The sequence below is a fragment of the Leifsonia sp. PARNA 1/14 genome (assembly GCF_055720965.1).
Window position 1 is genome coordinate 480792 of the sequence record NZ_JBVQSP010000001.1, and the last position, 12844, is coordinate 493635.

Annotated in this window: 18 protein-coding genes, 1 tRNA gene and 2 pseudogenes; 15 read left to right on the top strand and 6 right to left on the bottom strand. The window is 68.5% G+C overall.

Annotated features, from left to right (window positions below; genetic code table 11):
- The 5 genes from AC0HS0_RS02400 to AC0HS0_RS02420 form a co-directional block, all read left to right on the top strand.
- Nucleotides 1-908 (top strand): S8 family peptidase (locus AC0HS0_RS02400; protein ID WP_472961416.1); only part of this gene is annotated, 908 nt, incomplete at its 5' end.
- Nucleotides 909-947: 39 nt separating this feature from the next.
- A complete protein-coding gene (locus AC0HS0_RS02405) occupies nucleotides 948-2351 on the top strand; it encodes an NAD(P)/FAD-dependent oxidoreductase (RefSeq protein WP_472961417.1) in 1404 nt (467 codons plus the stop codon).
- A gap of 151 nt (nucleotides 2352-2502) precedes the next feature.
- A complete protein-coding gene (locus tag AC0HS0_RS02410) occupies nucleotides 2503-2841 on the top strand; it encodes an ArsR/SmtB family transcription factor (protein ID WP_472961418.1) in 339 nt (112 codons plus the stop codon).
- Nucleotides 2838-3284 carry an SRPBCC family protein gene (locus AC0HS0_RS02415; RefSeq protein WP_472961419.1) on the top strand — a complete coding sequence of 149 codons (447 nt, stop codon included), beginning with the start codon at nucleotides 2838-2840 and terminating at the stop codon, nucleotides 3282-3284. Before AC0HS0_RS02410 ends, AC0HS0_RS02415 begins: the two co-directional genes overlap by 4 nt.
- Before the next feature lie 115 nt (nucleotides 3285-3399).
- Nucleotides 3400-3963, top strand: coding sequence for a dihydrofolate reductase family protein (locus AC0HS0_RS02420; protein WP_472961420.1), 564 nt, complete (start codon nucleotides 3400-3402; stop codon nucleotides 3961-3963).
- Nucleotides 3964-4065: 102 nt separating this feature from the next.
- Here the strand turns inward: AC0HS0_RS02420 and AC0HS0_RS02425 are convergent, their stop codons facing one another.
- Both AC0HS0_RS02425 and AC0HS0_RS02430 read right to left on the bottom strand, forming a co-directional pair.
- The gene (locus AC0HS0_RS02425; RefSeq protein ID WP_472961421.1) at nucleotides 4066-4197 is read right to left on the bottom strand and encodes a hypothetical protein; all 132 of its coding nucleotides are present in this window, start codon (nucleotides 4195-4197) and stop codon (nucleotides 4066-4068) included.
- Nucleotides 4198-4585: 388 nt separating this feature from the next.
- Complete coding sequence (locus AC0HS0_RS02430) at nucleotides 4586-5209, bottom strand: hypothetical protein (protein WP_472961422.1); 624 nt, start codon at nucleotides 5207-5209, stop codon at nucleotides 4586-4588.
- A gap of 104 nt (nucleotides 5210-5313) precedes the next feature.
- Between AC0HS0_RS02430 and AC0HS0_RS02435 the strand changes: the two genes are divergently transcribed.
- The 4 genes from AC0HS0_RS02435 to AC0HS0_RS02450 all read left to right on the top strand — a co-directional run bounded on the left by AC0HS0_RS02435 (nucleotide 5314) and on the right by AC0HS0_RS02450 (nucleotide 7546).
- Nucleotides 5314-5853 (top strand): hypothetical protein, encoded by a 540-nt coding sequence (locus AC0HS0_RS02435; RefSeq protein WP_472961423.1) that lies wholly within the window; start codon nucleotides 5314-5316, stop codon nucleotides 5851-5853.
- A gap of 285 nt (nucleotides 5854-6138) precedes the next feature.
- Entirely contained in the window at nucleotides 6139-6606 is a 468-nt protein-coding gene (locus AC0HS0_RS02440) for a DUF4145 domain-containing protein (protein WP_472961424.1), read from the top strand.
- A gap of 54 nt (nucleotides 6607-6660) precedes the next feature.
- Nucleotides 6661-6864 (top strand): hypothetical protein, encoded by a 204-nt coding sequence (locus AC0HS0_RS02445; RefSeq protein WP_472961426.1) that lies wholly within the window; start codon nucleotides 6661-6663, stop codon nucleotides 6862-6864.
- 121 nt (nucleotides 6865-6985) lie between these two features.
- The gene (locus AC0HS0_RS02450; protein WP_472961427.1) at nucleotides 6986-7546 is read left to right on the top strand and encodes a hypothetical protein; all 561 of its coding nucleotides are present in this window, start codon (nucleotides 6986-6988) and stop codon (nucleotides 7544-7546) included.
- Here AC0HS0_RS02450 and AC0HS0_RS02455 read toward each other — a convergent pair.
- Both AC0HS0_RS02455 and AC0HS0_RS02460 read right to left on the bottom strand, forming a co-directional pair.
- Nucleotides 7503-7823, bottom strand: coding sequence for a hypothetical protein (locus AC0HS0_RS02455; RefSeq protein WP_472961428.1), 321 nt, complete (start codon nucleotides 7821-7823; stop codon nucleotides 7503-7505). The genes AC0HS0_RS02450 and AC0HS0_RS02455 overlap by 44 nt on opposite strands.
- Nucleotides 7824-7832: 9 nt before the next feature.
- Nucleotides 7833-8021, bottom strand: coding sequence for a hypothetical protein (locus tag AC0HS0_RS02460; RefSeq protein ID WP_472961429.1), 189 nt, complete (start codon nucleotides 8019-8021; stop codon nucleotides 7833-7835).
- Between the two features lie 98 nt (nucleotides 8022-8119).
- Between AC0HS0_RS02460 and AC0HS0_RS02465 the strand changes: the two are divergent.
- Both AC0HS0_RS02465 and AC0HS0_RS02470 read left to right on the top strand, forming a co-directional pair.
- A pseudogene (locus tag AC0HS0_RS02465) lies at nucleotides 8120-8170 on the top strand (hypothetical protein); the annotation flags it as partial.
- 27 nt (nucleotides 8171-8197) lie between these two features.
- Nucleotides 8198-8371, top strand: coding sequence for a hypothetical protein (locus AC0HS0_RS02470; protein WP_472961432.1), 174 nt, complete (start codon nucleotides 8198-8200; stop codon nucleotides 8369-8371).
- 5 nt (nucleotides 8372-8376) lie between these two features.
- On the opposite strand, the gene AC0HS0_RS02475 is transcribed toward AC0HS0_RS02470, so the two are convergent.
- Nucleotides 8377-8450, bottom strand: a tRNA-Leu gene (locus tag AC0HS0_RS02475).
- A 228-nt stretch (nucleotides 8451-8678) separates the two neighbouring features.
- Here AC0HS0_RS02475 and AC0HS0_RS02480 point away from each other — a divergent pair.
- Nucleotides 8679-9047: a VOC family protein gene (locus AC0HS0_RS02480; RefSeq protein ID WP_472961433.1), complete on the top strand. Its 369-nt coding sequence runs from the start codon at nucleotides 8679-8681 to the stop codon at nucleotides 9045-9047.
- Between the two features lie 223 nt (nucleotides 9048-9270).
- Nucleotides 9271-9642 (top strand): YchJ family protein, encoded by a 372-nt coding sequence (locus tag AC0HS0_RS02485; protein WP_472961434.1) that lies wholly within the window; start codon nucleotides 9271-9273, stop codon nucleotides 9640-9642.
- 19 nt (nucleotides 9643-9661) lie between these two features.
- Here AC0HS0_RS02485 and AC0HS0_RS02490 read toward each other — a convergent pair whose 3' ends face one another.
- On the bottom strand, nucleotides 9662-11824 hold the full coding sequence (locus AC0HS0_RS02490; RefSeq protein WP_472961435.1) for an Ig-like domain-containing protein: 2163 nt from the start codon (nucleotides 11822-11824) through the stop codon (nucleotides 9662-9664).
- Nucleotides 11825-11973: 149 nt separating this feature from the next.
- On the opposite strand from AC0HS0_RS02490, the gene AC0HS0_RS02495 reads away from it, so the two are divergent.
- Together AC0HS0_RS02495 and AC0HS0_RS02500 are read left to right on the top strand one after the other, a co-directional pair.
- The gene (locus tag AC0HS0_RS02495; protein WP_472961436.1) at nucleotides 11974-12633 is read left to right on the top strand and encodes a TetR/AcrR family transcriptional regulator; all 660 of its coding nucleotides are present in this window, start codon (nucleotides 11974-11976) and stop codon (nucleotides 12631-12633) included.
- Nucleotides 12630-12844: pseudogene (locus AC0HS0_RS02500) on the top strand (MFS transporter); the annotation flags it as partial. The gene AC0HS0_RS02495 and the pseudogene AC0HS0_RS02500, both read left to right, overlap by 4 nt.

The window sequence follows — 12844 nt, forward strand, 5'->3', positions numbered from 1 at the left end:
TCCTCGGCGCGGCGCCGCAGGCGAGCATCCTCACCGCCTCGGTCGCTCTCGGCACCTCCATCGGCGCGGTGAGCAGCGACGACCAGGTCGCGGAGGCCGTGCGCTGGGCCGTGGACGACGGTGCCTCCGTCATCAACATGTCGCTCACCCGCAACACCCTCGACTGGCCGACCAGCTGGGACGACGCGTTCCAATACGCGTTCTCGCACGACGTCGTCGTGGTCGCCGCAGCGGGCAACCGGGGGAGCGGGACCACCGAGGTCGGGGCGCCGGCGACGATCCCGGGCGTGCTCACGGTCGCCGGGGTCGACCGGGCGGGCCAGGCCTCCTTCGACGCGTCGTCGCAGGGCATCACGATCGGCGTCTCCGCGCCGAGCGAGCAGCTGGTCGGCGCGAATCCCGGCGGAGGCTACGTGCAGTGGGCCGGCACCAGCGGGGCAGCTCCGCTCGTCTCGGCCGCCGTCGCACTCGTGCGGGCCGCGCACCCGGAGCTGAAGGCGCCGGATGTCATCAACCGCATCATCAAGACGGCGCGCCCGGCCGGAGGCACGGTTCCGAGCCCGGTGTACGGCTACGGCCTGCTCGACGCCGCAGCCGCGGTCACCGCGACCGTGCCGCACGTGACCGCCAATCCGATGGGCGATCTGACCCAGTGGATCCACATCCACCGGCGAGCGGACACGCCCGCGACCGCGGCCCCCGGGGCCGGCGACGCGCAGGCCGCACCCGCGCCGAAATCCTTGTCTCCCGAGCGCCCTGTAACATGGAGAGCGTTCCTCTGGCCGCAATGGAGCGTCCTCACCACCCTCTGGCTCCCGTTCAGCCTGATCTCCGGTTTCGTGGCCCTCCTCGCCCTCGGCGCGGTCGGCGCGTGGCTGCATTTCAGACGAGCGGCGCGGAGGGGGTAGATTAACCCCCATACTTTCGTGTTGAGGAGACGCATTACTGTGCCCAAAATCCTGATCGTCGGCGGAGGCTACGCCGGTTTCTATACCGCGTGGAAGCTCGAGAAGCAGCTCCGCAAGGGCGAGGCCGAGGTCACCATGGTCGACCCGCTGCCGTACATGACGTACCAGCCGTTCCTCCCCGAGGTGGCTGTCGGCTCCATCGAGCCGCGTCACGCGGTGGTCGCCCACCGTCGCCACCTGAAGAGCACGAACATCATCAGCGGCAAGGTGACCTACGTCGACCACGCCAAGAAGACCGCGACCATCGAGCCGGCTGCCGGTGAGCCTTACGAGCTCGACTACGACATCGTCGTGGTCACCGCCGGAGCCGTCTCGCGCACCTTCCCGATCCCGGGCATCGCCGACAACGCGGTGGGCCTGAAGACGATCGAGGAGGCCGTGTTCATCCGCGACCGCCTGCTCACCAACTTCGACAAGGCGGCTACGCTGCCTGCCGGCCCGGAGCGCGATCGCCTCCTGACCGTCGTCGTCGTCGGCGGCGGCTTCGCCGGCATCGAGATCTTCGCCGAGCTCCGCTCGTTCGCCAGCGCGCTGCTCAAGAAGTACCCGGAGCTCTCGTTCGAGGACACGCACTTCCACCTGATCGAGGCCATGGGCCGCATCATGCCGGAGGTTTCGCTGCCGACCAGCCACTGGGTCATCAAGAACCTGGCCGAGCGCGGTGCGCAGATCCACCTCGAGACGCAGCTCACCAGCGCCGTCGACGGCCACATCGAGCTGTCGACCGGCGAGAGCTTCGACACCGACCTCATCGTCTGGACGGCCGGTGTCATGGCCAACCCGACCGTGGTGCGTCACACCGACCTCCCGATCGAGGAGCGCGGCCGTCTGCGCGTGCGCGCCGACCTGCGCGTGGGCACCGACGAAGAGATCATCGAGGGCGCCTGGGGCGCCGGCGACGTCTCGGCCGTCCCCGACCTGACCGGCGCGGGCGTCGGCGGCTACTGCGTGCCCAACGCGCAGCACGCGGTGCGCCAGGGCAAGCTGCTCGCGAAGAACCTCATCGCCGACATGCGCGGCGAGCTGCCGCGCCAGTACTACCACAAGAGCCTCGGCGCCGTCGCGGGCCTCGGCCTCGGCATCGGTGTGCTGCAGTCCGGCAAGATCGCCATCAAGGGCGTCCTCGGCTGGTTCGCGCACCGCGGCTACCACGGCCTGGCCATGCCGAGCTGGGAGCGCAAGTGGCGCGTGCTGTGGGGCTGGTGGAACAACTTCTGGCTCGGCCGCGACGTCGTGTCGCTGACCGCGCTGCAGCAGCCGCGCGCCGCCTTCGAGGAGTTCGCGGCCCGGCCGAAGCCGGCTGTCGAGGCCGCCCCGGCCGAGGCCCCCAAGAAGGCCGCTCCCGCCAAAGAGAAGCAGCCTGTGGAGGCCGCCGCCAAGTAGGCTGCGCGTCTGACGGCGAAGGCCCGGTCCCTGTCAGGGACCGGGCCTTCGCCGTTCCCGCAAGCGTGAGGACACCGGCCACCGCTGCTAGCCTGGTATCGAACTCATCGGTTCAGTACGATGTGCTGGATCCGAGCACCGGAGGTGACCTGTGACGAAGACAGTTGACGACCGGCTGAGCCGCACGTTCGCGGCGCTGGCGGATCCGACGCGACGCGCCATCCTGGCGCGACTGTCGCGAGGCTCGGCGAATGTCGGCGACCTGGCGGCCCCGTTCGACATGAGTTTCACCGCGGTCTCGAAGCACTTGCGCGTCCTGGAGGGCGCCGGGCTGGTTTCCCGCGGCAGGGACGCGCAGTACCGTCCGGCGATGCTCGACGCGCGCCCGCTCGCCGCGGCCTCCGCGTGGATCGACGACTACCGCGCGTTCTGGGGGAGCAGCTTCGACGCCCTCGACGAGTTCCTGACCGACACGAAGGACCCCGAATGACCGGCATCACCGACGAGGGCATCGAGATCGACCGCGAGTTCGCTGCTCCGCCGGCTGCCGTTTTCGCGGCCTGGACCACCGCGGCGTCGTTCGCGCGCTGGTTCGGCGGCCGGGAGGTGCAGGTGCCGCTCGATGGCCTCGACTTCCGCGCCGAGGTCGGGCGTGGGTGGACCGCCATGATGGTGCTCCCCGACGGGAACACGATCGACTGGGCGGGCGAGTTCGTGGAGGTCGATCCGCCGTCCCGGCTGGTCATGACGCTCACCGACCGCCCGAGCGAGAGTGAGCGCGCCCTGCTGACCGTAGAACTCACGCCGACGGCGGCGGGGACCCGCATGCGGATGACGCAGCAGACTCCCGGCTTCACCGACGAGCAGCGCCTGGGCACCATCGCCGGCTGGCAGACATTCCTCGACGTGCTGGGGGAGATCGCCGAGGGTTGACCTCTCGGCTCGCGTTGTCCATGTCATTTCCGATCGCGTATTGAACTTACTGGTTCAGAACCATAAGGTTAAATACGTGACAGAGCGACTGTCACCTCCCACGAAAGGACCCACCATGCGCACCCTCATCGTTTCCGCGTTCGTCTCCGCAGACGGAGTCGCCCAAGCCCCCGGCGACGACGCCTCCTACCGCAACGCCGGCTGGACGTTCCGCGGCGTCGAGTTCGACCCGGCCGCCTACGAGCTCAAGGGCCGCGAGCAGCAGGAGGCGACCGCGGTCCTGCTCGGACGCACGAGCTACGAGCTGTTCGCCCCGGTGTGGCCATCGATGGACGAGTTCGCCGGCTACAACGCCATGCCCCGCTACGTCGTCTCGACCAGCCTGGAGCGCGACGACGACCGCTGGCCGGCCACCATCCTCCGCTCCCTCGACGAGGTCGCCGACCTCAAGCGCGGCGACGGAGGCCCGATCATCGTCCACGGCAGCCTCGAACTCGCCCGCGCACTGGCCGACGCCGACCTGGTCGACCGCTACCACCTGCTGGTCTTCCCGCTGCTGCTGGGAGACGGCGCACGGCTGTTCAGCGACTCCGCTCACGGCACCGTGAAGCTAGCTGTCGCCGAGCACGAGGTCTACGGCAACGGAGTGCAGAAGGTCGTGTATGACGTGGTGCGGTGAGCGATCACAATGCACCCAGACGTGCCTCCAGCGGGGCTCGAACCCGATCTCCGACCATAGCGCGGGCGATAGGGGTTGGCTGAGCGCTAGCTCGCCACCGGTTCAGCTGCCGACGGTGATCGAGATCTCGCCGAGACTACTGTCGTGGTTCAGCGAACAGGTCGCGAGGTCGAAGATCGGCGACCGACTGTCGTCGGCGTTCAGCGTCTCCCCGTTCTGAATGGTGAGCGTCACTTCGAGGCCGTCGGCCTTCGGGCTGATTTCCGCCTTGGTCAGCGCTCGACGATCAGGCGCCGCGGGCAGCTGGGCGGCGTACGCGTTCCAGCACGTGTCGGTCGCCTCATCGTTGGTCGCGACGGGCGTCGTCTCCCTCGGAGTCGCGAAAGAAGTAGACGGCGCTGCCGATGGCGCAGCCGATGTCGCGGGTCCGGCCGACTCGAACGTTGTGCATCCAGACAATGCCAAGACCGCGACGCTCGCTGCGAGACCAGAGTGACGAACACGAATTTCGGCAGTCTATGGTGAGCAGACGCCTTCTCGGGGCAATTCGGCCAGTGCCCCCAGTGGGACTCGAACCCGATTTAGCGCCCAATCGCTGCGGAGGGTTCCCCCCTGGGGGTGGTTAGACGAGCTCGGTGTCGGAGATCCGTTCGGTGCCGATGGCGAAGCTCTTGCCGTCTCCTCCTGGCTGTGGGTGGTAGGTGACCACGAGGACCGTGCGCCAGGTGACGGGTCCGTTGACTCCGCGGTACTCGATCTCGTACTTGTCCTGCCCCTCGCCAGTGTGGAAGTCGCCGAAGTCGATCGGGTCGTAGTGCACTCCCCAGGCGCCGGCGACGAGGATACCGCCCTTGGGGTTGGCTCGTCCTTTGAGCCAACCGAAGGTGCGCTCGCCGGTGCGGCCGTCGGCCAGCTTCCACCGGACTGTTGCTGCGCCAACGGGATGGAGCGAGTCATTCTGGATGTAGACCAGATGGTTGTCGCTCAACCCGGGGAGCGAGGTGCCGACGTTCATGATCGGTTTAGTTGCCCAGCTCAGCGCGCGCACGGCGTCGCGTGCAGTCTGCGTCGTCTCCCGTGCGGCACGCGACGAGAGATAGGCAGACCAGCCGGCGAAGGCTGCAGCCAGTGCAGTGACCAGCGCTGTGATCAGGTTGGCGTCGAGGTGCCAGGCCTCTACGCCGATGTACCCGAGGACCAGGACAACGAGAATCCCAATGATGACCAGGACCCACCGCAGCTTCATGGTGCGAGCGTAGCGTCGGCGGCTGGCGCGTGGCCCGGATGCGGGATATAACCGGCCTGTGACCCGTTAGGCTCGCGGCGTCTGTCTCATCCGAGGAGGTTCCGATGGACTTCAGTCAGCCCATCAACGGATGGGATTTCGTTCTAAGCACAGCGGTTGGAATCGTCACAACGGTTATCAGCGTCGTCATCGGTGTGGTGATCGGTATCCGAAAGGAGCGGCGTGACGAGGCGCAGCGGCGTGCGGCGGAAGATCGTGAGGCCACAAGGTCGATCGTGGGCGAAGCCGTGTCGGCCATCGGGCCCGGGACCATCAGCACCGCCTTCATGACGATGTGGTTCCGGGAGAATCCAGATCAGGATGAGGCTGATGACGCACTCTCGAAGCGGTGGGAGCCCGAGAGCTTCGAGGGGCTCGTGGATACACAGCTCGGGGAGCTGCCAGATTCCGAGGGAGCAGTCCTTGACTGGACACGAGCGCAGATAGCTGAGTATGTCTCCATCGGCAACCGCGACTTCCTGAACCAGCCGAGTTCGGTCGTCCGCTACGTGACGATGGACTACGAGAACCGCATCCGGGAGGCGCTCTCGCGCTACGCAGGCGGGCGAATCAGCGCGGACTGGTTCGCCAGCAACATGCCCTAGAAGAGTGCTCGTGGACTCCACGTGACCGGATCGATCAAGCCAGGATGCGTCGGCCTGGCGCCCCCGGATGACACGTCGGTCAGTGCGGAGATCTGGCAGGATGCAGGGATGGCATCGACACTCTGTGGGTACTGTTCAAATCGGTCGCACATGACCCCGAAGTACGGGAAGCGGAGCGAGGCAGGTGAGCCCGGCTCGCAGGAGTGGCTCGGAGAAGCCGCCTACACGTGCGACCATTGCGGTCGTATGAGCGTTGTCGCGATCCCGTCTCCGAGTCCCAACTCCATGGACCACAACAACGTCGAGGCGCTCGTCATCGCCAACCCGGATAAGGCGACGTGGCTACCGAAGGTTGGTGCCGTTCGGGAGTTTGAGGACGTGCCTGAGCCGATCCGGTCGGCGGCTTCTGAGGCCTTTGCCTGCCATAGCATCGGAGCCAATCGGGCCGCGATCCTGATGGCTCGCACGACGATAGAGGCAACAGCGAAGTCGAAGGGGATCACCAGCGGCTCGCTGGTGGCCAAGATTGATGCGCTGAAAGTCGCAAACCTAATCCGTCCGGATGTTGCTGATGCCGCGCACGAAGTGCGATTGATGGGTAACGACATGGCTCATGGCGACAACCTCAGCACAGCGGACTACACCGAAGCCGACGAGATTCTCGAGCTAATGGCGGATGTCTTGGAAGAGGTGTTTCAGGCGCCAGCTCGGCTTGCGGCCCGTCGGGCTCGCCGAGTGGCTGCGACGCCTTAGCCTGTCGGTGCTTGCCAGTAGGGTCGGCCTGATTGCACCAGGAAGGGGAGGCACATGTCGGATGACAATACTGCGGCGGAGGCTAAGCGTGATGCTGCGAAGGCGCTGTACGAGGCCATCAGCAAGGGAGTGAGCGAGATCGTGAGCAGTTCGAACTACCGGACCGCGGATCAGTCGCACAAGCTGAAGGATCTGGCGACCGCGTACCGGCTGGTGGCCGGCGGTCCGCAGCCGGGTTCGGTTGAGGTTTCGAAGTAGCATCAGGTTCTCCTCGATATAGGTGGCCCCGGCCCGGGTCTGCGGACCTGCCGAGGCCACCAGTCGCCTGGTGGCCCGCGCTGCCCGCTCACGTCCAGTGCGGGCCACCGGTCTGTTGGGCATGCCTATCGACGCCGTTGAAGCGGTCGTAGGAGCCGGCCCCGAACTGCTGATCGAACCTGCTCCTGTCGACGATCCGCTGGATCTCTTCGGCCGTCTTGTCGTTCACGCCCGACTCGGTGCCGGTGTACGGGTCGGTGTGGATCTACTCGCCTGCGCCTGGGTCTTCGCCACGCTGTTGGTCTTCTTCGTCATTTCTGGTCGCCTCCTCCAATCACTCTCGCCGCTCGCGCTCGGCCTCTTGGCGTGCCTCATCGGCCCGAGCTCGCTCAGCCTGTGCGTCTTCCTCCCGGAGTTGCGCTTCTCGCTCCTCGCGCCGTTGCTCTTCCGTGAGGGAGGCTGCGGACAGGCGAAGCATGCGTTCGTCGATCCTGTCCTGGACGACGCGCTGGGACTCGCGACGCGAAGGAGGGATGCCGGCTTGGGCGCGATCGCGGCGCTCCTGGTCGCGCTTCTGGCGTTCCTGATTCTGCGCGAGGGTACGCGGCACGGATGTCGTTGGGCGACTCAGCCATTGATCACCAGCGCCTTCCCACGCCACTCGTCGATTGCGCGCTTTTGATGTGCTCGCTTCGCGGCTTTTCGGCCAGCTCGTCTATGGCCTTCCGGTGGCGACCGAGTTCGCCCTTGCTCTTCGGCAGCCAGAGATCTGCTCCCCGCTCAGCGAGAAAGCGATGCAGCGCGTCGGGGCCATGGATTTCGGCATCGCGCCACGCTGGAAGCTCGTTCGGGACGCTTCCATAGATCGTGGATCCGCCATCCGAGACCTGAAGACGCTGGCGCAGATAGAACAGAGGCCAGGCCTTTCGTGGTGGCGGATCAGGTGCGACAGTGGCCATTGAGTGGGCTCATTCTGATCGCTGAGGCGGCGCCTGCAAGTCGACGAGAACGCGGTAAAGGTCGGCATGGAGGTCGTCGTCGGCGCGCCGAACTCGCACGGTGTCCGGTCGGTGTCGTTCCCGCAGTTTCTGGCGGAGGATCTCGCCCGCCAGTGCGAGGGCAAGACGCGCGAGCAGCTCGTGGTCGGCGACGGCCACAACCACATCACCACGCCAGATTGGGACCGTAGTGGTTCTTCAATGCGAATAAGCGCTCGGGCGTTCCCTCGAAGCTCACCATCCACGACCTGCGGCACATCGCCGCGTCGCTGGCGATCGCGGCCGGCGCGAACGTCAAGGCGGTCCAGCGGATGCTTGGTCACGCCTCCGCAGCCATGACCCTCGACGTCTACGTGCACCTCTTCGACGACGACCTCGACGCTGTTTCGGCAGCCCTCGATCAGGCTCGGGCTGTTTCAATTGCGGGCGATTTGCGGGCGATCGACCATTCGGGCCGTGTCGCCAACATGGTCGATCCCAGTGTTTTCAAGGGAAAACAGGCCAATTAGGCCAGTGCCCCCAGTGGGACTCGAACCCACACTCGGGCGATTTTAAGTCGCCTGCCTCTGCCAATTGGGCTATGGGGGCCGAGCGGCTCGGGGCACCGATCGGAGGGCGGGGACCGCCCGCGAGGATCAGCGGTTCTTGAAGGGCGCCTTCGCCATCTGCACCACGGCGGCGAGTGCGAGAACACCGCCGACGATGACGACAGTCCAGATGAATCCGATCAGCAGGCCTTCCATAGCTCCAACCATATACGGTGCGACGGGCCGTGCGCCCCTTGTCGCCGCAGCTGGATCAGGGCAGGGTGTGGGCATGATCCAGATCGGTTCCATCGTGTGGGGGGTTCGCGACATCCCGCGGGCCGTGGCGTTCTGGTCGGCCGTGCTCGGCTATGAGCCGCTGTACGAGCCCGATGTCGATTGGGCGCTGCTCGCGCCTGCCGGGGGAGGCGGCCCGCAGCTCGCCCTCAAGCTGGTCGGCAGCGAGGCGAATCCCTCTCCACGGCATCACCTCGACCTCTACGCCGACGACCAGGCCGCCGAGGCCGGCCGACTCAGGGCCCTCGGCGCGACCGACGTCGAGTGGGACTACGAGGACGGCGCCGACTACCTCGTGCTCGCCGATCCGGACGGCAACCGGTTCTGCGTCGTCGCAGCTGGCGAGGCGGCAGCGTCGCACTGAGAACACGGCGCACTGAGAACACGGCGCACTGAGAACACGTCGCACTGAGAGGACGTTCAGAGCGTCCAAAGGCCTCACCCACCCTGGCCGTGCAGACTAGATGCCGACACCCTTTCTGGTGAGGTGTCCTCCGACCCGGCTGGAGCCCGAGATCCCCCGACGTAAGGCTCCGGCCGGGTCGCCTTATGTCTGCACGCGACTCGCACGCACGTAGGATCGCGGAGTGACCGACACCCGATGCCTCTGCGGAAGCGGCGAGACGTACGCGAACTGCTGCGGCCCGCTCCACGCCGGCGCTCCTGCCCCGACGGCCGAGCGGCTGATGCGGTCGCGGTTCAGCGCCTTCGCTCTCGGGGACTCCGACTACCTCCTGCGCAGCTGGCATCCGTCGACGCGTCCGGCGGCGCTCGAACTCGACGACGGCCTGCGCTGGTACCGGCTCGACATCGAGTCGACGGAACGTGGCGGCCCCTTCGACCGGGAGGGCGTCGTCGCCTTCACCGCCTTCTACAAGGGCGCCGAGCGCGGTTCATTGCAGGAGACCTCCCGCTTCGTCAAGGACGGCCGCGACTGGTTCTACGTGGCAGCGCTCTAGCAAACGGACGGGATCACGGTCACCGCACCGGTTCGACGTACCGCTCCCACAGCCACACCGAGACGCTCATCGCCGCGAACACCAGCGTGCCGACGACGAGCACGATGACCCCGCTTCCCGTCTGCACGAGGGAGGCCACCGGAAGCAGCAGCGCGAACAGCACGGTGTAGACCACGAGCGCCATCGCCAGCCACAGCGGGCGCGACCAGCGCAGCACGGCGCGGCCGGCGAGACCGCCGAACGGCAGCAGGGCGACTGCGGTCGAACCGATCGCGATGAGAGCGATCGAGTTGGCGAGCTCCCGCACGAACGCGGAGGCGTCCCCGGACGGCGCAGGCAGGACGCCGACGGTCAGCCATGCCAGGACGCCGAGGGCGGCGACCGCGCACAACTGCACCGCGGCGGTCCGGCCGCGCGCGATCCGGTCGGCCGCCTCCGGGAGCACCGCGCCCAGCACGAGGCCGAACAGCAGGGCGGGTTCGAGCCCGATGAGCCGGGAGCCCAGCGCGGTCGCTGCGACGACGACGAGGAGGCCGGGCCTCACGATCGCGCGCGCGAGCGGCAGACCGAGGTGCCGCGTCATCCCGCGCGCAGCGAGCACCCAGATCGCGTTCACTCCGATCACGGCGAGCGCCACAGCGGCCAGTAGTCGCAGATAGGCGGCGGCGTCCTGCACCGACGTCGAAAGCGTCACCAGGGCGGCGGCGGTGACGCCGACCACAGGCGCCAGCCACACCGGCTGGGCGCCCGGCGAAGCGGCGTGCGCACCCCCGAGCAGGGCGTCGGCCTCGCCGAGTTCCGAACGCGTCCGGTTGCGCCCGAAGATCGAGACGCGGCCCTCACGCGGCTCACGTGGGCGGGAGAGCGCGGCGACGAGCAGCCGGGCGGGCAGCACGAGCAGCAGCAGCGCCGCGACCGCCAGTCCGACCGAGCGCAGCCAGCCCGGCATGGAGGCCGCGGTGACGACCGGCGCGGAGGCGACGCTGAACGGCGTGTCCGTCCAGCCCTTCGTCTCCGCGTGCGTCGGAGCCGACGGCGGCGACGGCGCAGCGGTGGGCGGGGCCGGCTGCGCGGGGGCCGGGGTCTTCGACGGCGACGGCCTGGTCGTGGCCGGCGGAGCGACGACCGCGGCCTCCACCGAGATCGCGACCGCGTTGCTGCCGGCGCTCACGTTGCCCGCAGCGTCGCGCTGCAGCGCCGACGCGAGGTAGTCGCCCTGCGGCAGGCCGGCGCCGCACGACCACGTGGTGCCGCTGACCGTCGCGGTGCAGGCCACCGAGGTTCCATGGGAGGTGCTGGCGTAGACGGTCACGCTCGCACCCGGCTCGCCGGCGCCGCCGAAGGCGATCGGCTGCCCGGCCGTCGCCGACGTTCCGGGTGCCGGGGAGGTCAGCGTCGGCGCCCCGGGCGCGACGGTGTCCACGACGACGGTGATGGACCGGCTCGCGCCGGAGCGGGCAGACGAGAAGGGCGCCACCTGGGTGGCGGTGATGCTGTGGTTGCCATCGCGGAGTCCCGAGATGACGCAGCCCCAGTTGCCGGTGCTGTCGGCCGGGAAGGAGCATGAGGCTCCGCTGTCCGCGGTGACGGTCACCGTCGCGCCCGGGTAGGCCGTGCCACGGATCCCGCCGCCGGTCGTGCCCCCGTCGGCAGAGGTGATCGCGGGAGGTGAGAGCACGTCGACCCGTGCGCTGTCGGCGAAGCCGGTGCTGCGCGACTCGGCACGCACCGGGACGCCGGGTCCGTCCGGGAGGCGCTGGATGGCGCAACTGAACTGCCCGTCGGAGCCGGTGGTCGCGGTGCACCGCGAGGCGGCGTTGGTCGAGGAGCCGCCGGAGACGTCGATGACCTCGCCGGGATCGGCGGTGCCCGAGACGGTCAAGGGCAGCGTGGTGACCAGGCCCTTCGGGAGCGGATCGAGGTGCGGAGGCCCCGGGGTCGGGGTCGGGGTCGACGTCGGCGCGTCGGAGGCGGCGTCGCTCGGCGCGAGGCCCGGAGACTTCGGGGGTGCTGTGTCGGAGTGCGCTGTGCCGGAGCCGGAGGCTGCGGTGCTTGCGGCGGCTGCAGGAGCTGCGGAGGCCGGGGTCGCGAGCGCGGCGCTCGCCGCCAGCGCCACCCCGAGTCCGATCAGGGCAGCGACGAGCAGCCCGGTCGACCCCCGCGACCGGACTGGTGGAGACACGTCAGACAGAAATACCCGCATTCCACCCCATTCCAGGGGGCCGACACACCGCATGTCAAACCACCGGGCCTGATTTACGGCATACTGACAAGTGGGTCAACTGTCCCACTTCGCGCGACGACGCGCGAACGGCACCGCGAGGAGCTCCGATGACGCGCATCCCCCCTGCGGACCGCCGCGCGGCTCTCTTGCAGGCGGCCCTTCGGGTGATCGCGCGCGACGGCGTGACCGCCGCCACGACCCGCCGCATCGTCGGTGAGGCCGGGATGTCGCTGGCCAGCTTCCACTACGTCTTCGAGTCACGCGACGAACTGATGGCCGAGCTCGTCAACGCCGTCGTCTCCAGCGAGCAGACCGACCTGGAGCCGGCGCTCGACGCCGCCCGAGCGCCCATCGGGATCCGTGCGGCGATCCGCTCCGGCCTCCAGCACTACTTCGACGGCGTCCGCGCCGACCCCGATCGCGAGAAGGCGATGTTCGAGCTGACGCAGTGGGCGCTGCGCGAGCCCGGGTTCGCGCCGCTCGCCGGGCGGCAGTACGACCGCTATTACGAGCTCGCCGAGCGTGCCGCCCGCGACGCCGCCGCGCTCACCGGCAGCGTCTGGAATCGCCCGGTCCCCGAGATCGCCCGCCTCCTCGTGGCACTCACCGACGGCGTCACGATCGCCTGGCTCGCGACCCGCGACGACGCGGCGGCCGAGCGCGCACTCGACTTCGCGGCGGATGCGCTCGCCGCCTTCGCCGAACCGGCCGACGGCGATGTGGCCGTCGGCTTCCTCCTCCACCACCCGAACGCAGGTACCCGATGACCCACACTTCGACGCCGGCGGTCTTCGCCGAACCCACGCGCCGCGTTCCCGGCCCCTGGATCGCCGCCTTCGCCGCCGCCTGGCTGGGCGTCTGGATGGCCCAGCTCGCGCCCATCCAGAAGCTGCTGCCCGACCAGGTGCAGGCGCAGCTGCACACCGACTACTGGGTCGACAACGTCGTCGCCTTCGGGATCATCTCGGGCATCTCCGG

What these genes read in the sequence shown, in the direction of transcription:
- AC0HS0_RS02495 (WP_472961436.1), top strand. Translation starts at nt 11,974, where the DNA reads ATGACGCGCATCCCCCCTGCGGACCGCCGCGCGGCTCTCTTGCAGGCG.
- AC0HS0_RS02420 (WP_472961420.1), top strand. Translation starts at nt 3,400, where the DNA reads ATGCGCACCCTCATCGTTTCCGCGTTCGTCTCCGCAGACGGAGTCGCC.
- AC0HS0_RS02455 (WP_472961428.1), bottom strand. Translation starts at nt 7,823, where the DNA reads ATGGCCACTGTCGCACCTGATCCGCCACCACGAAAGGCCTGGCCTCTG.
- AC0HS0_RS02440 (WP_472961424.1), top strand. Translation starts at nt 6,139, where the DNA reads ATGGACCACAACAACGTCGAGGCGCTCGTCATCGCCAACCCGGATAAG.
- AC0HS0_RS02445 (WP_472961426.1), top strand. Translation starts at nt 6,661, where the DNA reads ATGTCGGATGACAATACTGCGGCGGAGGCTAAGCGTGATGCTGCGAAG.
- AC0HS0_RS02435 (WP_472961423.1), top strand. Translation starts at nt 5,314, where the DNA reads ATGGACTTCAGTCAGCCCATCAACGGATGGGATTTCGTTCTAAGCACA.
- AC0HS0_RS02480 (WP_472961433.1), top strand. Translation starts at nt 8,679, where the DNA reads ATGATCCAGATCGGTTCCATCGTGTGGGGGGTTCGCGACATCCCGCGG.
- AC0HS0_RS02450 (WP_472961427.1), top strand. Translation starts at nt 6,986, where the DNA reads ATGCCTATCGACGCCGTTGAAGCGGTCGTAGGAGCCGGCCCCGAACTG.
- AC0HS0_RS02430 (WP_472961422.1), bottom strand. Translation starts at nt 5,209, where the DNA reads ATGAAGCTGCGGTGGGTCCTGGTCATCATTGGGATTCTCGTTGTCCTG.
- AC0HS0_RS02470 (WP_472961432.1), top strand. Translation starts at nt 8,198, where the DNA reads ATGACCCTCGACGTCTACGTGCACCTCTTCGACGACGACCTCGACGCT.
- AC0HS0_RS02415 (WP_472961419.1), top strand. Translation starts at nt 2,838, where the DNA reads ATGACCGGCATCACCGACGAGGGCATCGAGATCGACCGCGAGTTCGCT.